Source organism: Nocardiopsis listeri, assembly GCF_020741345.1.
In the GTDB taxonomy this organism is placed as follows: domain Bacteria; phylum Actinomycetota; class Actinomycetes; order Streptosporangiales; family Streptosporangiaceae; genus Nocardiopsis; species Nocardiopsis listeri_A.
In genome coordinates this window covers 1-18,890 of sequence record NZ_DYZD01000124.1, presented here as the reverse complement: position 1 = coordinate 18,890, position 18,890 = coordinate 1, and the positions used below count along the sequence as shown (strand labels likewise).

Genomic DNA, 18,890 nt, shown 5'->3' with positions numbered 1-18,890 from the left:
GAACACGAACTTCAGGTGCGGCGGGGGTTCCTCGACGAGCTTGAGCAGCGCGTTGAAACCCTCGCGGGTCACCATGTGCGCCTCGTCGATGATGTAGATCTTGTAGCGCGATTTGACCGGCGAGAAGAAGGCTCGTTCGCGCAGGTCACGGGCGTCGTCGACACCACCGTGGGAGGCGGCGTCGATCTCGATCACGTCGATGCTGCCGCCACCGTCGGGGGCGAGCCCCTCGCAGGAGTCACAGGTTCCGCAGGGATCCGGGGTCGGGCCCTGCTCACAGTTGAGAGAGCGCGCGAGGATGCGCGCACTGGTGGTCTTGCCGCAGCCGCGCGGTCCGCTGAAGAGGTAGGCGTGGTTGATGCGTCCGCTCCGCAGCGCCTGGCGCAACGGGTCGGTCACGTGTTCCTGGCCGCGCACCTCACCGAACGTCGCGGGACGGTACTTGCGGTACAGCGCGATGCTCACGGTGTGATCACTCCCCTGGTCCCTGCCACGGTCCCATTCAACCCTCTGGGAGTGACAACTCGCGCCGGGTCGGGGAAACCGGGAGGGGCGGATCCGGGGCGGGTACCCCCGAGAACAAGAAAGGACCCCCCGCGCACCCGCCAGAGCCCACTTATCCTTGCTGCCTTCCGGCCCTGGGGAGGTTCGTAGGATGACGCCGCACGAGGGGTCTGCCCCTGAGTGTATCCGAAGCCGGCACTGCTCCGGCAACCCTCGTCGGCCCGAGTCCCGTCGGGCGGAACCCGTTCGAAGCACTCCCTCGAAGCCTGTACAGTTGCTCTCGGAGGATTCGCCTAGTGGCCTAGGGCGCACGCTTGGAAAGCGTGTTGGGGGCAACCCCTCAAGGGTTCGAATCCCTTATCCTCCGCCACGGCCCCACAGGGGCGGAACGAAGGCCCCGATCGCCCAGCGATCGGGGTCTTCGTCGTTTCCCGGGCCCGAAGGGTCACGGGCGGGGGATGTTGCGGAGGTTGGAGCGGGCCAGGTCGATCATGGCCCCGACCCCGCCCTGGAGAACCGTCCGTCCCGCCGAGAGGGCGAACCCGGTGATCTGGTCGGCGGTGATCCGCGAGGGCACCGACAGCGCGTTCGGGTCGGTGATCACGTCCACCAGCACCGGCCCATCGGCCGACAGGGCCTCGTCCAGCGCCTGGCGCACCTTCCGAGGGTCCTCCACCCGGATCGAGGGCATGCCCACGGCCTTGGCCACCGCGGCGTAGTCCACCGGCGGATGGTCGGTCTGGAACGCCGGCATGCCGTCCACCATCATCTCCAGGCGGACCATGCCGAGCGAGGAGTTGTTGAACACCACCGTCGTGATCGGCAGACCGTGCTGCTGGACGGTGATCAGCTCGCCGAGGAGCATGCTCAGGCCTCCGTCCCCGGACATGGAGACGATCCGACGCCCCGGGGCCGCGTAGGCGGCGCCGATCGCGTGCGGCAGGGCGTTGGCCATGGTCCCGTGGGTGAAGGAACCGATCACCCGCCGCCTGCCGTTCGGAGTGACGTACCGGGCCGCCCACACGTTGTTCATCCCGGTGTCGACGGTGAACACGGCGTCGTCGGGCGCGGCCTCGTCCAGGTGTCGGGCCACGTACTCGGGGTGGATCGGAGTGTGGTCCTCGATGTTCTTCGTGTAGGCGTCCACCACCCGGGTCAGGGCGCGTTCGTGCCGGCGGAGCATCTCGTCGAGGAAACGCACGTCGTTCTTGGCGCGGATCACCGGCCGCAGTGCGCGCAGGGTGGCCGCGACGTCGCCCTGCACCCCCAGTCTCAGGGGGACGCGACGGCCCAGCCGGCGCGGATCGTGGTCCACCTGGACGACGTTCTTCTTGGGCAGGAAGTCGTCGTAGGGGAAGTCGCAGCCCAGCAGGACGGTGAGATCGGCCTCCTGGAGGGCGTCGTAGCAGGCCCCGTAACCGAGCAGTCCGATCATGCCGACGTCGTGGGGGTTGTCGTACTGGATCCACTCCTTGCCGCGCAGGGTGTGCCCGACCGGGGCCTTGAGCTTCTCGGCGAGCGAGATGACCTCCTCGTGCGCGTCGCGGACCCCGGCGCCGCAGAAGAGGGCGACCTTGTCGGCCTCGTTGATCCGCCGGGCGAGCTCGCGCACGTCGTCCTCACCGGGCCACGCGGTGGCGCGTCCGGCGGTGACGGGGGTGTCGTCGGCGGGGCCGTTCGCCTTCTGTCCGGCGATGTCCCCGGGCAGGACGAGGACGGCCACGCCGGGGGTCCCGAGGGCGTGTTGGACGGCCACGCGCGCCAGCCTGGGCATCTGTTCCGGGTGGGAGACGAGTTCGCGGAACTCGGTGACGTCGGCGAAGAGTCGTTCGGGATGGGTCTCCTGGAAGAAGCCGGTACCGATCTGGTGTGAGGGGATGTGCGAGGCGAGGGCCAGCACGGGCGCCCCGCTGCGTTGGGCGTCGTAGAGCCCCTGGATCAGGTGGGTGTTGCCGGGGCCGCAGGATCCCGCGCACACCGCGAGTCGACCGTCGATCTGTGCCTCCGCGGCGGCGGCGAAGGCCGCGGTCTCCTCGTTGCGGACATGAATCCATTCGATGCCGTCGATGTCGCGGATCGCGTCCACCACCGGGTTGAGGCTGTCCCCCACCACCCCGTAGATCCGGGTGACCCCGGCGGCGATCAGGGTACGGACGAGCTGTTCGGCGACGGTGTTCCTGCTCAAGACGGACCTCCCGGGACAGGGTGTGGACGGGCGATAGGCCCCCGGTCCAACGCTAGGAACGCCCTGCCCGGATCACCCGCATCGCCACGCCACGATGTGCGGCCCGCGTCGCCGCCCGGCCCCCACGAGGTGGAGCCGAACCGGCAGGGGTAGTTTTCCGGAGGACCGAAGAAAGGGGACCGAGTATGCGGTGGGACGGGGATCTGCGTTATGTCGCCCTCGGCGACAGCCAGACCGAGGGTGTCGGCGACGGTGACGAGAGCGCCGGCTACCGGGGGTACGCCGATCGATTCGCCGAACACATGGTGGCCGCCGGGGCCCGGGTCGAATACGCCAACCTGGCGGTACGCGGCCGCCTGGCCGGGCAGGTGCACGCCGAACAGCTGGAACCCGCGCTGCGGTTGCGCCCGGACGTCGCGACGGTCTTCGCCGGGGTCAACGACCTGATCCGCCCCGGGTACGACCCCGACGCCGTGATCGGCCACCTGGAGACGATGTTCGCCGAACTGACCGGCGCGGGGGCCAAGGTGGCCACACTGACCTTTCCGGACATCACGAAGATCGCGCCCTTGACCAGGCCGCTGCTGCCACGGGTCCTGGACTTCAACGACCGGGTGCGCGCGGCCGCCGCCCGCCACGACGTCGCGGTGGCCGACTGCTTCCGCCACGCGATCTCCACGGACCGCCGTCTGTGGGCCCCGGACCGGTTGCACTGTTCCTCGGAGGGACATCGGAGGATCGCCGGTGCGGTGGCCCACGCGATGGAACTGCCGGGCGCGGACATCTCCTGGGCCGACCCACTGCCGCCGTTGCCCACGCCCGCCACCGTGACCCGGTTGTACGACGAGGTCACCTGGCTGGGTTCGTTCCTGGGGCCTTGGGTGGCACGTCGGATCCGTGGACGTTCCTCCGGTGACGGTCGTGTGGCCAAGCGCCCCGAACTCATTCCCCTGGTCCCCTGACCGACGCGTTCGAGGCTCCTCTCCTTCTCGGGGGTGGAGCCTCGATCCTTTGTGCAACTTGTTGCATAATGAAGGTGAGGTCGGCCGGACACCGACCGAGAGGCACCGCGCGAGGAGAGACCATGAGCGACTACCCCCACCTTCTGGAACCGTTGGACCTGGGTTTCACCACCCTCAAGAACCGCGTGATCATGGGTTCCATGCACGTCGGGCTGGAGGAGGCCCCCAACGGTTTCGAGAGGATGGCCGCCTTCTACGCCGAACGTGCCCGCGGCGGCGTCGGCCTGATCGTCACCGGCGGCATCGCCCCCAACCCCGAGGGCGCCACCTACACCGGCAGCGCCAAGCTCACCAATGACGAAGAGGTCGCCGAGCACCGCCTCATCACCGAGGCCGTGCACCGCGACGGCGGCCGGATCGCCATGCAGATCCTGCACACCGGTCGCTACGCCTTCAGCGAGGACTCCGTCTCCGCCAGCGCGATCCAGGCCCCGATCAACCCCTTCGTGCCGCACGCCCTCACCGACGAGGAGATCGAGCGCACCATCGAGGACTTCGCCCGCTGCGCCGAGCTCGCCCAGCGGGCCGGGTACGACGGTGTCGAGGTCATGGGCTCCGAGGGCTACCTCATCAACCAGTTCATCGCCCCCGCCACCAACAAGCGCGAGGACCGCTGGGGCGGCTCCTTCGAGAACCGCATCCGCCTGCCCCTGGAGATCCTCCGCAGGGTCCGCGAGCGCGTGGGCACCGACTTCATCGTCATCTACCGCCTGTCCATGCTGGACCTGATCCCCGACGGCTCCACCTTCGACGAGGTCGTCGAACTCGGCCGTCGAGTGGAGACCGCCGGCGCGGACATCATCAACACCGGTATCGGCTGGCACGAGGCCCGTGTCCCCACCATCGCCACCTCCGTGCCGCGCGGCGCCTACACCTGGATCACCGAGCGCCTCAAGAAGGAACTGTCCGTCCCGCTGGTGGCGGTCAACCGCATCAACACCCCCGAGGTCGCCGAGCGCATCATCGCCGACGGTCAGGCCGACATGGTCTCCCTCGCCCGACCGATGCTGGCCGACGCCGACTTCGTCGCCAAGGCCGCCGCGGGCGCCCCCGAGGAGATCAACACCTGCATCGGCTGCAACCAGGCCTGCCTGGACCACACCTTCAGCCTCAAGATCACCTCCTGTCTGGTGAACCCGCGCGCCTGCCACGAGACCGAACTCGTACTCTCCCCCACCAAGACCCGCAAGAACGTCGCGGTGGTCGGCGCCGGCCCCGCCGGTCTCGCCTTCTCCGTCTCCGCGGCGAGCGTCGGGCACGCCGTCACCCTGTTCGACGCGGCCGCCGAGATCGGTGGACAGCTCAACATGGCCCGCCGCGTACCCGGTAAGGAGGAGTTCGACGAGACCCTCCGCTACTACCGAGTGCAGCTCGACAAGCACGGCGTGGACGTACGCCTGAACACCCGGGTCGCCGCCGCCGACCTGGAGGGCTACGACGAGGTCGTCGTCGCCACCGGTGTCTCTCCGCGCACCCCCGAGATCCCGGGCGTGGACCACCCCAGCGTGGTCGGCTACGTGGACGTGCTGCGCGGTGGCGCCGAGGTCGGCGAGAAGGTCGCCATCATCGGCGCCGGCGGCATCGGGTTCGACGTCGCCGAGTTCCTCACCGACACCGGCGAGGAGTCGAGCCAGGACGCAGAGGCCTTCTTCCGCCAGTGGGGCGTGGACCTCGACTACAGGGAACGCGGCGGCCTGCGCGCCCCCGAACGCGTCGCCCCGCCCCGCCGGGTCCACCTGCTCCAGCGCAAGACCAGCAAGGTCGGCAAGGGCCTGGGCAAGACCACCGGGTGGATCCACCGTCTGGAGCTGCGCCATCGCGGCGTGGAGATGGTCGCCGGAGCCGAATACCGCCGCATCGACGACGACGGCCTGCACGTGACCGTGGACGGCGAGGAGCGTGTGCTCGACGTCGACACCGTGGTGCTGTGCTCCGGACAGGACCCGCGCCGTGACCTCGCCGACGAGCTCACCGCCGCCGGCCACACCGTGCACGTGATCGGTGGCGCCGACGTGGCCGCCGAACTCGACGCCAAGCGCGCCATCAAGCAGGGCACCGAACTCGCCGCCTCCCTGTGACCCCGTGGCCGCGGACCGGTCGGTCCGCGGCCGCCCCTTCCTAGAATGCGCACATGTCCCTGCCCCACGCGATCCTCACCGCCCTGTTGGAGAAGCCCTCCTCCGGACTGGAGCTGACCCGGCGCTTCGACCGCTCCATCGGGTACTTCTGGTCCGCCTCCCACCAGCAGATCTACCGAGAACTGGGAAAGCTGGAACGGGCCGAGCTGATCCGGGCCCTGCCCACCGACTCCCCCACCCGGGGACAGCGCAAGGAGTACGAGGTGCTGGCCGCGGGCCGCACCGAACTGGAGCGCTGGGTGGGCGATACCGAGGAGCCCCGTTCCCTGCGCGACACCCTGATGCTGCGGGTACGCGCCACCGGGGTCGTGGGCGTGGACTCCGACTTCGTGGCCGAGCTGCGCCGGCACCGTGAACTGCACGGCGAGCGGCTCGCCGAGTACCGCGAGTTCCAACGACGTGACACGGCCCGAGGTCGGGGAACCGAACGCGACCGGGTCCAGGGGCTGGTCCTGCAGGGCGGGGTCGAACTCGAGATGTTCTGGGTGAACTGGCTGGACAAGGCCATCGCCGAACTCGGGGACACCAAGGACCCGAACGGTGGGGCCTCCCCCTCCCGAAGCTCCTGAGCGCAAGAAGAAGCCGCCCCCGGTGATCCCGGGGGCGGCTGGTGGCGGTGGAGGAGGGATTTGAACCCTCGAAGGGTTGCCCCTTACCCGCTTTCGAGGCGGGCGCCATCGGCCACTAGGCGACTCCACCGAGAGGAACTCTACCGGATCCTGCGCCGTGCGAAAAACCGAGTGAGCAGCCCCGAACATCTTTCGGCCACGTTTTCGCTGATCAGATCAGGTGGAATCACTTCAGGACGGTGGTTCTGACGGGGATCTCGAAGCAGGTCCCACATCGAACCGACCGCACCGGCCTTGGCGTCCCGCGCCCCGTAGACCACGCGGTCCACCCGGGAGAGCACCGTGGCACCCGCACACATCACACAGGGCTCCAGGGTCACCACCAGCGTGCAACCGCTCAGACGCCACTCACCGCGCGCCTCGGCGGCCGCGCGCAGCGCCAGCACCTCCGCGTGCCCGGTCGGGTCGCCCGTGGCCTCACGTTCGTTGTGACCGCGCCCCAACACCGCCCCGTCGGGTCCCAACACGACCGCGCCCACGGGCACGTCGTCGGTCTTCAGGGCACGCTCCGCCTCGGCCAGGGCTTCGAGCATCGCCGAGTCGGCCGCGGCGCGGTCGAGCCCGGGCCGGGTCCCCGTCACAGTCGCATCGCGTCGAGGAGTTCGGCGAAGCCCGTGCGTTCGGCCACCACCGCGAGGACGTCACCGGGCAGCACCCCGCCACCGGCGGAGAGGGACCGCAGTTCCTCCCCCGGGACCCCGAGGTCCGAGAGCACACCGTCGTCACCGTCGGGACGCGGATCGGGACGGGATCCCGCGCTCTCCACGGGCATGGGAGCACCCAGGCCACCGGCCTCGGAAAGGATCCCGGCCACCGGATGGTCGTGCACGACCCGACCATCGGAGAGGTAGACGCGCGGTTCGGAACCCGTCACGTCCACACGCACGACGGCGAACCACTCGTCGTCGGCCTCCACCAGGAGCAGGGCCATGTCACTGCCCCACTCGGTCTCGTAGTCGAGCATGAGGTCGGTGATGTCGTCGATGACCTCCACGTCACCGAGATCGACCTCGGTTCCGCGCCATGTCCCGCCGTTGGGGGCGAAGACAGCTGCGAAGGTCGACACGGCTCACTCTCCCGTCTCTCCAGGTCACTTCCGCAGGCGTCCTTACCCCATACCGTCGAGGACACGCTGAAAGGCCTGGGCGAATCCGAGTCGCTCGGAGACGCTGGCGAGCACCTCGTCCGGATACAGGTCCAGGTCACCCGCGAGGGCGCCCAGTTCCATCTCGTCGAGGCCCAGGTCCGCGACCACGGACAGGTCTCCCGCGGGCAGGACCTGGTCGAGGTCGTCGTCGTGGGGAAGGTCGATGTCCAGGTGGTCGAGGACGTCTCTGGCCACCTGCCAGTCCACCGAGGCGGTCACGTCGGACAGGAAAAGGGTGACGTCCTCGCCGTACACCCGGACGATGATGAAGAAGTCGTCGCCGACGGACACCAGTCCGAGGGAACCACTGATGCTCGGTTGCTGGCGCAGTGCGTGGATCAGACCCTTGAGGTCGTGCACCAGCGCGATGGGAAGGAGATCCACATCCCAGTACTCCTCTTCCCTGTATGCGACGGCCGCGAAATCACCCGAGTCGTCGTCACCATGATCGAGCACTGTCATCGTCACCCCAACCCGGACGGTGTATCGGTGCGGACGAGGGGATCCGGCTCGCCCGTGCGAGTGTCATGGTAGCGATCACTCCCACCTCGCAGCCTTCCTTCGTCCGCCATGGACCGGACCCACGTTCTCATGACAGGCGGCTCCGGCGCGCCCCCGCGTCCGATCCCGACACCCTTCTCCTCGGTCGAGGCGCCCCGGGCGAGGGGCGCGGTGCACCGTGGCCCGCCCGAGACGCCCCGGGTCGGGGCATACGCGCGGTTAGACTCGTGCCGGCCCCTCTACCCACACATCGTCCTGTCGTCCCAGCTCACCCGGAGAACGTTTTGGAAACCCTGGTCGTCGACCACCCCTTGGTCTCGCACAAACTGACCACCCTGCGCGACGTGCGGACCGACTCACCGACCTTCCGGCGGCTGACCGACGAGCTGGTGACCCTGCTCGCCTACGAGGCGACGCGGGACGTCCGAGTGACAGAGGTCACCATCGAGACCCCGCTCGTGCGGAGCACCGGATTCCAGTTGTCGCGCCCGACCCCCTTGGTCGTCCCGATCCTGCGCGCGGGACTCGGCATGCTCGACGGCATGACCCGACTGCTGCCCACCGCCGAGGTCGGCTTCCTGGGCATGGCCCGCAACGAGGAGACCCTGCAGCCGGCGACCTACGCCGACCGTCTCCCCCAGGACCTGTCCGGTCGTCAGTGCTACGTGCTCGACCCGATGCTGGCCACCGGTGGCACCCTGGCCGCCGCCCTGAAACTGCTCGTCGAGCGCGGCGCCGATCACATCACCGCGATCTGCCTGCTGGCCGCCCCCGAGGGCCTGACCGCCGTGGAGCAGCACTTGGAGGAGAGCCTTCCGCGGGACCACGGAGCCATCCTGCGCGTGGTGACCGCGGCCGTCGACGAGCGCCTGAACGAGCAGGGATTCATCCTGCCGGGACTCGGCGACGCCGGCGACCGCCTCTACGGCTGTTCCTGAGGCCGGAACGCGGCTTCGTCGCACCCCACGCCCCGAGCGCCCGATCGGATCACCGATCGGGCGCTTTTTCGGCTCTTTCCAGCCGAAGGTGAATGAACGTCCGAAAATCGGGCATTGATCCCTCACGGCCGTGTCCCCGCCCGACGTCACCCCTGGTCGAGCCCGCTTGATCGACCATCCCGGAGACACGGCGCTGCTTTAGCCGAATTCATTTCGAGATTGGAACGTAACAGATTAGGGTGATCATGGTTCCTGACCACCCGTAACGGGGTGGATCCACCAGACCGAAACCGCCCCGCCCCAGGGACCAGGCCACCGATACCCAGAACACCGCCCCACATTCGAGGCGGTCGTCCGGCGACCCCTCGGTGGCTACGCACAGCCCCCGTGCGCACACCCCCCGTGCAGTTCCGCCCGCAGCCCAGAAGGAGTGAGATGCCCGAGAACCCCTCCCCCTCGTCCACCCAGGCCGCCAGCGACCCCCACTTCAGTCCCGTCGTCAGTCGACTTTCCACGGAGTTCTCCCAGGTTCACCACTCCTCCATCGTTTCCCGGTGCGTGGACGCGGCACGCCACGGAGCCCAGGACGTGACAGGGCGGGCCACTCCGGAACTCGTCGAACGAATCGCCCGGCAGCACCTACAGGTTCTGGCCCTGGCCTTCGCCGAACGACGCTGACCACCCGTGTGGGCCGTTTCGGCCCTGCATTACACAGAACTACGGAAGACCGGGAACCGTCGCCGAACCGGCACCGGTGACCCCCTCCCCGGGATCCGGACCTGCGGAGCTCCGCGGAACTTCCACCCCGGAACACGTTCGTCGGCGACCTTCACCCCTTCTGACCTGCTCTTGGACAAAAAGAATTTCGGACCGTCCTTCACAGGGGCAACAACCTCACCGGAACCGGACACAGTCCGCAAGTGGCGAACGGCCGACATACCGCCACGCCGAGGGTGCGCTTAAGGCTTTACGGGCATGATGGACGATGCAACAATCACTGCTGGGTTGGTGGGTCAGGTGGATTCCAAGGGGAGTCAGTCGTGGCGAAGTTGAAGAAATGGGGCGGATACGCGCTCATCGGTTTCGTGTTGTTTTATCTACTCACGCAACCGGAAAGTGCGGCCGGGGTGATCCAGAGCGCCCTGGGCGGCCTGATGGGCGGCGCGGAATCGATGTCCCGCTTCGTCAACGCACTGCTGCCGTAGGCGCGAGGAAGCGGGTGCCATGAAGCTCGTCGCCTCCAGTAACGCGGCACCGGCATCGGTCAACCGCTATCTCCTGCCACACGAGCAGGACGTGGTGACCATTCGACGTCACCCCGCGGTCCTCATCGGACCGGTGGCGATCGTGCTGGCCGCGTTGATCCTCGCGGGGATCCTGAGCCAGACGATCGGTAGCGGCGTCGTACTCGCCGTCATCTGGTGGTTGTGGCTGCTGGTCCTGGTGTGGTTCGTCTGGCGGGTCGCGGAGTGGTCGGTGGACTACTTCGTCATCACGTCGGCCCGACTGCTCCTGACCACGGGGCTGATCACCCGACAGGTGAACATGATGCCGTTGGGCAAGGTCACGGACATGCGGTTCGAACGCACCCTGCTCGGCCGGTTCCTCGGTTACGGGACCTTCGTCATGGAGTCCGCGGGTCAGGACCAGGCGCTCAGCAAGATCGACTTCATTCCCTACCCCGAGCAGCTCTACCTCGAGGTCGTGGGACTGATCTTCAAGGAGTGACCGGCACCCGCGTACGACGCTTCGAAGCACCCGCCCAGGTGGCGGGTGCTTCTTCGTGTCCGGACCCCGGCCGCCCCCTCTGCACGACCCGGGTTACCTAGTTGTTCACCTTCCGTTCACCTTGAGGGCGATTCGAACGCGAAATCCCCACGTGGTCAGGCACGACACCCCCACCGAATTGACTCCTAGGTGAACAAAGGGTTAACATGAGCTATCCCAACAGGAAACGAGGAGGGCTCCATGGCACGCTGGACCGATCCCGCGCCGCGCCCGTCTCGCTCGTTGACCACCCGTCGGCGCAATCGATCCGCTGCCGAGAGCCGCCGCATGGCCGGCCTGGCTCCTCAGCCCACGCAGGTCCCTCGACCGCGAGAGGACGCCGACGCGACAACTTCGGAGCACCCCATCATGCACTGGGTCCTGATCACCGATGAGAGCGGACGCACCCGCCCCGAGGCGCACTGGCTCTGACCGCCGCCCGGACACACACCCCGAAGAGCCACCCGCACGACGCGGGTGGCTCTTCGTACGCGCGGCCGAAGAGGATCGGTTCATCGCTTTGTCGATAAATCGGCAAGACCATAAATCTAGATACGGGCAACCGAATACCTGCCCCCAGAAGAACACCAAGAGTGACTCCGGTCTCACGAGAGCGACCTTGACGCCGATTGAGACGAGACGTATCGTCTCACATATGCTGCTTTAGAACCTTCCTCGCGCCGGACCGCCACGTTCCGAGCACCAAGCGCCCACCGTCCGCACGGTGCGCGCGGCTCCGTCGGCGTCCCCACACCGCGATCAGGAAGGCCGTCACCACCGGCGACCATCGGCTTTCGGCCGGCAGCGTATATGCGCACCAATGACCGAAACCCACCCCTTCCCTGTCGCGGCACGCAACCTCGGCCCACACACGCGACAGGAGGTCCCCATGCTCGGACCACGTCACCGCCGGCTATCCCAGATCGCCCTGAACGAGATCACCAAGAGGTACGGAGACCACACCGTCTTCGACCACGTCAGCCTCACCATCGCACCCGGCGAACGCGTCGGCGTCATCGGTGACAACGGCTCGGGCAAGAGCACGTTGCTGCGGCTGCTCGCCGGTCGGACTCACCCGGACAACGGTGATCTCACCGTCCGGACCCCCGGCGGCATCGGTTATCTGCCCCAGACCCTGGAACCGGTTTCCGGGGTCGCACCCGTCGGCACCGTGGGCGAGGTGATCGACACTGCTCTTCGGGAACTGCGGGAACTGGAGGGACGCATCCGCTCCGCCGAGGCCTCGCTCGGTGCCGCCGGCGAAGAGGAGATGAACGCGTACTCGGAGCTACTCACCGAGTTCGAGGCACGGGGCGGCCACGACGCCGACACCCGCGTGGACACCGGCCTGTACCGGCTCGGCCTGCCCGACCTTGACCGGAACCGCCCACTACGAACCCTTTCCGGCGGGGAACGTTCACGGTTGGCGCTGGCCGCGACCCTGGCAGCCGACCCGGAACTCCTCCTCCTGGACGAACCCACCAACGACCTCGACGATCGCGCGGTCGCGTGGCTGGAGGCGCGCCTTCGACGGCACCGTGGGACCGTCGTCGCGGTCACCCACGACCGGGCCTTCCTCCGCGGGGTGACCGACACCGTCCTGGAGGTGGACGCCGACACCCGGCGGATGCACCGCCACGGCAACGGCTACGACGGCTACCTCGCGGCCCGTGCCGCGGCCAGGTCCCGTTGGATCCGTGAGTACGAGGAGTGGAAACAGGAACTGGACAGGCAACGCAGGCTCGTGGTCAACAACGCCCAACGGCTGGACGCCATCCCCCGCAAGATGGAGAAGGCCGCGTTCGGACACGGGGCCTTCCGGATGCGCGGCGCCGCGCACGGCACCATGGGTCGGATCCGCAACGCGAAGGAGCGAGGGCAACGACTCGTGGAGAACCCGGTGGCTCCACCACCGGTGCCGCTTCGGATGGCCGCCGAGTTCAACACCGACGGCACCGAGGGGAACACGCCCGTCACCACTCTCGACGGTGTTCGTGTGGGAAGTCGCCTGCACGTCCCCTTCCTGCGGATCGGCCGAGGCGAGCGCGTGCTGGTGACCGGACCGAACGGGGCGGGAAAGAGCACACTCCTCAAGGTCCTGGCCGAAGAGCTCGAACCCGACACGGGTCTGGTGTCCGTACCCGGTCGGGTGGGTCTGTTGCGTCAGGACGATCCGCTCCCCCGCCCGGGGCGGACACTCCTGGAGGCGTACGCGGAGGGCAGGCCCTGGGCCGTCGAGGAGTACCGGGACGAACTCGCCTCGCTCGGATTGTTCCGACCCGGCGAACTGGACCGTCCGGCCGATTCGCTCTCGGTGGGGCAGCGCCGTCGGATCGAGGTGGCCCGCCTGGCGTCGGGCGCCCACGACCTGCTGTTGCTGGACGAACCGACCAACCACCTCTCCCCCGGCCTGGTGGAGGAACTGGAGGAGGCACTGTCCCACTACACCGGAGCGCTGGTGGTCGTTACCCACGACCGGCGCATGCGCGAGCGCTTCACCGGCCGACATCTGCGTCTGGAAGCCGGCGAGATCCACGACGACAAGTCGACGAATCGCTTTGTCGACATTTTGGCCAGCACATAAGTCGACTTATGGATTGACCGATACAACGGGGTGCGACCAAAGCGGTCACACCCCGTACTCGTCGACCGCCGTGACTACCCCGGAGCCATGTCGACGAAGCGGCTGTAGTGGCCCTGGAAGGCCACGGTCACGTCGGCGGTGGGCCCGTTACGGTGCTTGGCCACGATGATGTCCGCCTCACCGGCGCGCGGCGACTCCTTGTCGTGCACGTCCTCGCGGTACAGCAGGATGACCATGTCCGCGTCCTGCTCGATCGATCCCGACTCGCGAAGGTCGGACACCTGCGGGCGTTTGTCGGTCCGCTGCTCGGGACCACGGTTGAGCTGCGAGAGCGCCACCACCGGCACCTCAAGCTCCTTGGCGAGGAGCTTGAGTGAACGCGACATCTCGGAGACCTCCTGCTGACGGCTCTCCACTCGACCGGGTGAGCTCATCAGCTGGAGGTAGTCGACGATCACGAGCTTGAGGTCGTGCTGTTGCTTGAGCCGACGACACTTGGCCCGGATCTCCATCATCGACATGTTCGGGGAGTCGTCGATGAACAGCGGTGCACTGGCCACCTCGCCCATGCGTCTGGCCAGCCGGGCCCAGTCATCGTCGGTCATCAGACCCGAACGCATGGTGTGCAGCGGCACCCGCGCCTCGGCGGAGAGCAGACGCATGACGATCTCGTTGCGCCCCATCTCCAGGCTGAAGAAGACGGACGTCATCTCGTGCTTGATGGACGCGGCACGCGCGAAGTCCAAGGCCAGGGTGCTTTTTCCAACGGCCGGACGGGCCGCGATGATGACCATTTGTCCGGGGTGGAGACCGTTGGTGAGGGCGTCGAAGTCGGCGAAGCCGGTGGGGACACCGGTCATGCTGCCGTCGTTGGCGCCGATGGCCTCGATCTCGTCCAGGGCACCCGGCATGATGTCGCCGAGGACGACGTAGTCCTCGCCGGTGCGTTTCTCGGCGACCTTGTAGATCTCCGCCTGGGCGTGGTCGACCAGGTCGTCGACCTCGCCATCGCCGGAGTAACCGATCTGCGCGATTCGGGTTCCCACTTCGACCAGGCGGCGCAGGACCGCGCGATCGGAGACGATCTTGGCGTAATAGCCGGCGTTGGCCGCGGTGGGGATCGCTTCGGTGAGGGTGTGCAGATAGGGGGCGCCGCCGACGCGTGTGGCCTCGCCGCGCTTGGTCAGTTCGGCGTTGACCGAGATGGCGTCGACCGGCTCACCACGGGAGAACAGATCGACGACGCTCTCGTAGATGATCTGGTGCGCGGGCCGGTAGAAGTCCGCGGATCGGATGATCTCGACGACCTGGCTGATGGCGTCCTTGGACAGGAGCATCCCGCCCAGCACACTCTGTTCGGCCTGGATGTCATGCGGTGGGGTGCGCTCGTATCCGCCTTCTTCAGGTGGCTGCTCGGCGACACTCACGGACTACTCCCCCACACCGGACGCGTGCGCCGGCCCGGGTCCGGGCCGACCCTTCCAGCATGCCCCATCCGGGTGACGGGAGGCACCGCCAGGCAGGCCTGTGGACACCCCTTTACCATCACATCCCCAGCACCGTGGGGCATTGTGCACAGAGGTTATGCACATCACCTGTGGATAACTATGCCACCAGTCGCCTATAACCCATTTGAACTGCGAAAACGCACTTCCTGACCAGGACGTGCAAGATGTCTCACGAGGAGGCTTTCCACAGGTTATCCACAGGCTTTCGACAACCTGTGGACAACCTCACCCCACCCGTCGAACGCCTGTCCGGTACTGTGGCTCTGCCATGGCCACACTCCTCTCGGCGGCCCCCTTCCGGCACCGCCACGACCGCGAGATCTTCGCCCTCGCCATCCCCACGTTCTTCGCTCTCATCGCCGAACCGCTCTTCCTGCTCACCGACGCCGCCATCGTCGGTTCACTCGGCACCCAGGCGCTCGGGGGTCTCGGTGTCGCCGGACAGGTACTGCTGACCCTGGCCGCGGTGTGCATCTTCCTCGCCTACGGAACGACCGCCGCCGTCTCCCGCAAGTTCGGCGCGGGAGACATCCCCGGCGGCATGCGCGACGGTGTGGACGGGCTCTGGCTCGCGATCCTGCTGGGCGTCGCCGCGATCGGCATCGGTTGGCCGCTCGGGCCGTGGATGATCGACCTTCTCGGCGCCTCCCCCGAGGTGGCCCCGTACGCGATCACCTACCTGCGCATCAGCCTGCTGAGCACCCCGTTCCTGCTGATCATCATGGCGGGCACCGGGGTACTGCGCGGGCTACAGGACGCCCGCACCCCGCTGGTGGTGGCGGTCGCCTCCTACATCGGCAACGCCGCCCTGTGCGCCACCTTCGTCCTGGTCCTGGACTGGGGCATCGCCGGTTCCGCGTGGTCGACCGTGCTCGCCCAGGGGGCGGGCGCGTTCTGGTACGTGGCCACCATGGTCCGCGCCGCCCGACGCGAGGGTGTGTCCCTGATGCCGAGCGTGGCGGGACTGAAGGCCTCGGCCTCGGCCGGGTTCGCGCTCTTCCTGCGCAGTGTGTCCATGCGTGTGGTGGCGCTGGTGACCACGGCGGTGGCCGCCCGCCTGGGCGACGAGTCGATCGCCGCGCACCAGGTGAGCTACAACATCTGGGCGCTGCTGGTCTTCGCCATGGACGCCATCGCCATCGCGGGACAGTCGATCGTCGGCCGCTACCTGGGGGCGGGGGACGTTCGAGGTACGAAGGACGCCACCCGGCGCATGATCGAATGGGGGGTGCTGTCGGGTCTGGTGTTCATGGTCCTGGTGTTCCTGGTGCTGCCGTGGGCGCATCTGCCGTTCACCGCGGACCCCCGGGTGGCCGGGTTGATCATGGCCTCTCTGGTGGTCGTGGCGCTGATGCAGCCGCTCAGCGGAGTGACGATGGTCCTGGACGGGGTGTTGATGGGCGCCGGGGACCAGCGCTACCTGGCGTGGGCCTCCCTGTGGACGATGCTGGCCTTCCTACCGTTCGCCCTGGTTCTTCCGCACCTGGCCACCTCCCAGACCCGGGGACTGGTCGGCCTGTGGATCGCCTTCGCCGTGTGGATCCTGGCCCGGGCCATCACCCTCGGACTTCGCGCTCGGGGCACCGCCTGGTTGGTCACCGGCGCGACGCGCCCCTGAGGAACCACCGACCCCTGGAAACAGAAGACCGCCGCCGCCCGTGCGGGGCGGTGGCGGGCGACGAGGCGGGCCGGAGTCAGAAGGACGTGTCGAGGTCCCCGATCGTGGGGCCGTGGTAGAAGGTGGCGGTCCGCTCGGCCTCCGGCGCGCCGGGGAAGCTCGGCAGCTGTTCGACGCTGAGTTCCTCGCCGGCGTATCGGCTCAGGTGACTGAGCTGTTCCCGCATGCGGCTCCCCACGTCGTCACGGAGCTTGGGGAGCATCGAGTAGAGCTTGTCACCCGGGCAGTTGGTGGAGTTGTAGTCGCGGTGGCCCACGATCGCGTCCTGCGGATCCAGCCGGTACACCAGACACAGCCAGGTGCAGGTGTCCACCAACGAGGACATCAGCGCCTTCGGCGGGGTCGCCGAGGAATAGGTGCCCTCGTTCTCGATCCCGATGGTGTGCGAGTTGTGGTCTGCGGTGTGCGCGCCCAGGACGTGCTTGCCGTCGCCGATGGCCTGGAGGGTCTTGTCGCGCCCCTCCATGATGTGGCCGCCCCGGCTGATGGTGAGCTGCTGACCGGTGTCGATCCAGCCGTTGCTGTCCATGTGGTAGCTCTGGATCGACCGGGACAGGGCGGCGGCATGACTGGTGGACGTGTCGGACACGTTGCCGGTCGCGGTGTGGTGGACGACGATGTGCGTCGGCCCCTTGCCCAGGGTCTCCACCGATTCCTTCGGCGATCGGGCCTTCCAGTTCGACCTGGTGTACACCTTGGGCATCGCGGAGGCCGAAGCCTGGCCCACGGCGGAAACCCCCAGTGCACCACCGAGGAGTACTCCCCCGGCGGCCAGGACCGTTCCCCGCAGCATCGTCCTGCGGCCCACCGCGAGCGGATGGTCGATCTCGGGTCGTCTCTCAACGGACATCGGTATGCTGTCCTCTCCGTGCGGAGCGTCGCGGGACACGTCGCGACACGGAGAACACGATAAGTTACAAAGAGTAATCAAAGGGAGGTTCTCGCCGCCCGGGCGTGTTCGAGGGACAGCAAGAACCCCGCCCCTCGGAGGAGGAACGGGGTTCGAGGACCGGAGACGGTCGACGACTAGGCGCCGACGATGTCCAGCTTGATCGGGGCGGAGACCTCAGGGTGCAGGCGGACCTGGACCTTGTGGGCACCGACCGACTTGATCGGGTTCTTGATCTCGACGCGGCGCTTGTCCAACTCGGGGCCACCGGCGGCCTTGACGGCCTCGACGATGTCCGCGGGCGTGACCGAACCGAAGAGACGACCCCCCTGGCCGGCGCGCTGCTTCAGGCGCACGGTCAGAGCGCTGACCTGGCCGGCGACCTGCTGGGCCTCGTCCAGGGTGCGGATGTCACGCGCCTTGCGGGCACGCTGGATCAGGTCGATCTGCTTCTGCCCACCACGGGTCCACCGAATGGCGACACCCCGGGGCAGCAGGTAGTTGCGTCCGTAACCGTTCTTCACCTCGACGACATCGCCGGGGGCTCCGAGACCGTTGACCTCGTGGGTCAAAATCAGCTTCACGACAAAAACCTCCCTCGGATATCGCCGCTAGCGAGCGGTGCTGGTGTAGGGCAGCAGGGCCACCTCGCGCGCGTTCTTGATCGCGGTCGCGACGTCGCGCTGGTGCTGGGTGCAGTTGCCGGTCACCCGACGGGCACGGATCTTGCCGCGCTCGGAGATGAACTTACGGAGAAGCGTGGTGTCCTTGTAGTCGATGTAGGACTGCTTCTCGTGGCAGAACAGGCAAACCTTCTTCTTGGGCTTGCGTGCTGGGGGCTTAGCCATCGTGGTGCTCCTTCGCAAGAGCCCCGGGGTCCACCCGGGGATGGGCTGGGACATGGAAAGGGTGACGCGGCGCCGTTTCGGGTGCCGTGTCGGGTGTTACGTGGGGCCGTGGGGCCGGACTAGAACGGGGGCTCGTCGGAGAATCCTCCGCCGCCGCCACCGCCGAAGCCGCCACCACCGCCGCCGTTGGTCGCCCACGGGTCGTCGGCGGGAGGACCGCTGCGGCCGCCCTGCGGGCCACCGAAGCCGCCGCCCTGGTTCCCGTAGCCGCCGCCCTGAGGCTGGCCGCCACCGAAACCGCCGCCACCGCCACCGCCGAAGCCGCCGCCACCCTGGCGCTGCGTCTTCGTCACCTTCGCGGTGGCGCTACGCAGAGCCGGGCCGACCTCTTCGACGTCGATCTCGAAGACGGTGCGCTTCTCGCCCTCGCGGGTCTCGAAGGAGCGCTGCTTCAGACGGCCCTGCACGATCACACGCATGCCGCGCGTCAAGCTCTCGGCCACGTTCTCGGCATAGGTGCGCCACACGGAGCAGGTGAGGAACATGGACTCG

Annotated in this window: 20 protein-coding genes, 2 tRNA genes and 1 other RNA gene; 11 read left to right on the top strand and 12 right to left on the bottom strand. The window is 67.9% G+C overall.

Features of this window, described 5'->3' with window-relative positions; translation table 11 throughout:
- Together K8V84_RS07360 and ffs are read right to left on the bottom strand one after the other, a co-directional pair.
- Positions 1 to 465: AAA family ATPase (locus K8V84_RS07360; RefSeq protein ID WP_304072106.1), on the bottom strand; the 465-nt coding region annotated here is incomplete at its 3' end.
- 117 nt (positions 466 to 582) lie between these two features.
- An RNA gene (gene ffs, locus K8V84_RS07355) (signal recognition particle sRNA small type) lies at positions 583 to 678 on the bottom strand.
- A gap of 108 nt (positions 679 to 786) precedes the next feature.
- Between ffs and K8V84_RS07350 the strand changes: the two genes are divergently transcribed.
- Positions 787 to 874: transfer RNA gene (locus tag K8V84_RS07350), tRNA-Ser, on the top strand.
- Between the two features lie 75 nt (positions 875 to 949).
- On the opposite strand, the gene K8V84_RS07345 is transcribed toward K8V84_RS07350, so the two are convergent.
- The gene (locus tag K8V84_RS07345; RefSeq protein WP_304072103.1) at positions 950 to 2,689 is read right to left on the bottom strand and encodes a pyruvate dehydrogenase; all 1,740 of its coding nucleotides are present in this window, start codon (positions 2,687 to 2,689) and stop codon (positions 950 to 952) included.
- Positions 2,690 to 2,874: 185 nt separating this feature from the next.
- On the opposite strand from K8V84_RS07345, the gene K8V84_RS07340 reads away from it, so the two are divergent.
- The 3 genes from K8V84_RS07340 (at position 2,875) to K8V84_RS07330 (ending at position 6,418) form a co-directional block, all read left to right on the top strand.
- On the top strand, positions 2,875 to 3,651 hold the full coding sequence (locus K8V84_RS07340) for an SGNH/GDSL hydrolase family protein (protein ID WP_304072100.1): 777 nt from the start codon (positions 2,875 to 2,877) through the stop codon (positions 3,649 to 3,651).
- Positions 3,652 to 3,773: 122 nt separating this feature from the next.
- Positions 3,774 to 5,789 (top strand): NADPH-dependent 2,4-dienoyl-CoA reductase, encoded by a 2,016-nt coding sequence (locus K8V84_RS07335; RefSeq protein ID WP_304072098.1) that lies wholly within the window; start codon positions 3,774 to 3,776, stop codon positions 5,787 to 5,789.
- Positions 5,790 to 5,842: 53 nt separating this feature from the next.
- Entirely contained in the window at positions 5,843 to 6,418 is a 576-nt protein-coding gene (locus tag K8V84_RS07330) for a PadR family transcriptional regulator (RefSeq protein WP_304072095.1), read from the top strand.
- A 42-nt stretch (positions 6,419 to 6,460) separates the two neighbouring features.
- On the opposite strand, the gene K8V84_RS07325 is transcribed toward K8V84_RS07330, so the two are convergent.
- The 4 genes from K8V84_RS07325 to K8V84_RS07310 all read right to left on the bottom strand — a co-directional run bounded on the left by K8V84_RS07325 (position 6,461) and on the right by K8V84_RS07310 (position 8,087).
- A tRNA-Ser gene (locus K8V84_RS07325) sits at positions 6,461 to 6,548 on the bottom strand.
- A gap of 10 nt (positions 6,549 to 6,558) precedes the next feature.
- Entirely contained in the window at positions 6,559 to 7,011 is a 453-nt protein-coding gene (locus K8V84_RS07320) for a nucleoside deaminase (RefSeq protein ID WP_304072111.1), read from the bottom strand.
- A 44-nt stretch (positions 7,012 to 7,055) separates the two neighbouring features.
- The gene (locus K8V84_RS07315) at positions 7,056 to 7,544 is read right to left on the bottom strand and encodes a tRNA adenosine deaminase-associated protein (RefSeq protein WP_304072092.1); all 489 of its coding nucleotides are present in this window, start codon (positions 7,542 to 7,544) and stop codon (positions 7,056 to 7,058) included.
- Between the two features lie 42 nt (positions 7,545 to 7,586).
- Positions 7,587 to 8,087 carry a tRNA adenosine deaminase-associated protein gene (locus K8V84_RS07310; RefSeq protein WP_304072108.1) on the bottom strand — a complete coding sequence of 167 codons (501 nt, stop codon included), beginning with the start codon at positions 8,085 to 8,087 and terminating at the stop codon, positions 7,587 to 7,589.
- Between the two features lie 323 nt (positions 8,088 to 8,410).
- Between K8V84_RS07310 and upp the strand changes: the two genes are divergently transcribed.
- The 6 genes from upp (at position 8,411) to abc-f (ending at position 13,415) form a co-directional block, all read left to right on the top strand.
- Positions 8,411 to 9,064, top strand: a complete 654-nt coding sequence (gene upp, locus K8V84_RS07305) for a uracil phosphoribosyltransferase (protein ID WP_304072090.1) — start codon at positions 8,411 to 8,413, stop codon at positions 9,062 to 9,064.
- A gap of 435 nt (positions 9,065 to 9,499) precedes the next feature.
- Positions 9,500 to 9,742 carry a hypothetical protein gene (locus K8V84_RS07300; RefSeq protein WP_304072087.1) on the top strand — a complete coding sequence of 81 codons (243 nt, stop codon included), beginning with the start codon at positions 9,500 to 9,502 and terminating at the stop codon, positions 9,740 to 9,742.
- A gap of 362 nt (positions 9,743 to 10,104) precedes the next feature.
- Positions 10,105 to 10,269, top strand: a complete 165-nt coding sequence (locus tag K8V84_RS07295) for a hypothetical protein (RefSeq protein ID WP_190318334.1) — start codon at positions 10,105 to 10,107, stop codon at positions 10,267 to 10,269.
- A gap of 19 nt (positions 10,270 to 10,288) precedes the next feature.
- The gene (locus tag K8V84_RS07290) at positions 10,289 to 10,792 is read left to right on the top strand and encodes a PH domain-containing protein (RefSeq protein WP_304072082.1); all 504 of its coding nucleotides are present in this window, start codon (positions 10,289 to 10,291) and stop codon (positions 10,790 to 10,792) included.
- 240 nt (positions 10,793 to 11,032) lie between these two features.
- Positions 11,033 to 11,263, top strand: a complete 231-nt coding sequence (locus K8V84_RS07285; RefSeq protein WP_304072079.1) for a hypothetical protein — start codon at positions 11,033 to 11,035, stop codon at positions 11,261 to 11,263.
- Between the two features lie 457 nt (positions 11,264 to 11,720).
- Positions 11,721 to 13,415 carry a ribosomal protection-like ABC-F family protein gene (gene abc-f, locus K8V84_RS07280; RefSeq protein WP_304072076.1) on the top strand — a complete coding sequence of 565 codons (1,695 nt, stop codon included), beginning with the start codon at positions 11,721 to 11,723 and terminating at the stop codon, positions 13,413 to 13,415.
- A gap of 74 nt (positions 13,416 to 13,489) precedes the next feature.
- On the opposite strand, the gene dnaB is transcribed toward abc-f, so the two are convergent.
- A complete protein-coding gene (gene dnaB, locus K8V84_RS07275) occupies positions 13,490 to 14,842 on the bottom strand; it encodes a replicative DNA helicase (protein ID WP_304072074.1) in 1,353 nt (450 codons plus the stop codon).
- Positions 14,843 to 15,191: 349 nt separating this feature from the next.
- On the opposite strand from dnaB, the gene K8V84_RS07270 reads away from it, so the two are divergent.
- Positions 15,192 to 16,541: an MATE family efflux transporter gene (locus K8V84_RS07270; protein WP_304072073.1), complete on the top strand. Its 1,350-nt coding sequence runs from the start codon at positions 15,192 to 15,194 to the stop codon at positions 16,539 to 16,541.
- Between the two features lie 76 nt (positions 16,542 to 16,617).
- Here K8V84_RS07270 and K8V84_RS07265 read toward each other — a convergent pair whose 3' ends face one another.
- From K8V84_RS07265 to ssb, 4 genes are all read right to left on the bottom strand, one after another.
- Entirely contained in the window at positions 16,618 to 17,451 is an 834-nt protein-coding gene (locus K8V84_RS07265; protein ID WP_304072070.1) for a peptidoglycan recognition family protein, read from the bottom strand.
- Between the two features lie 176 nt (positions 17,452 to 17,627).
- Positions 17,628 to 18,074: a 50S ribosomal protein L9 gene (gene rplI / locus K8V84_RS07260; RefSeq protein WP_304072067.1), complete on the bottom strand. Its 447-nt coding sequence runs from the start codon at positions 18,072 to 18,074 to the stop codon at positions 17,628 to 17,630.
- A gap of 27 nt (positions 18,075 to 18,101) precedes the next feature.
- Positions 18,102 to 18,338 (bottom strand): 30S ribosomal protein S18, encoded by a 237-nt coding sequence (gene rpsR / locus K8V84_RS07255; protein WP_067598213.1) that lies wholly within the window; start codon positions 18,336 to 18,338, stop codon positions 18,102 to 18,104.
- A 119-nt stretch (positions 18,339 to 18,457) separates the two neighbouring features.
- Positions 18,458 to 18,890 (bottom strand): single-stranded DNA-binding protein (ssb, locus tag K8V84_RS07250; protein ID WP_304072062.1); only part of this gene is annotated, 433 nt, incomplete at its 5' end.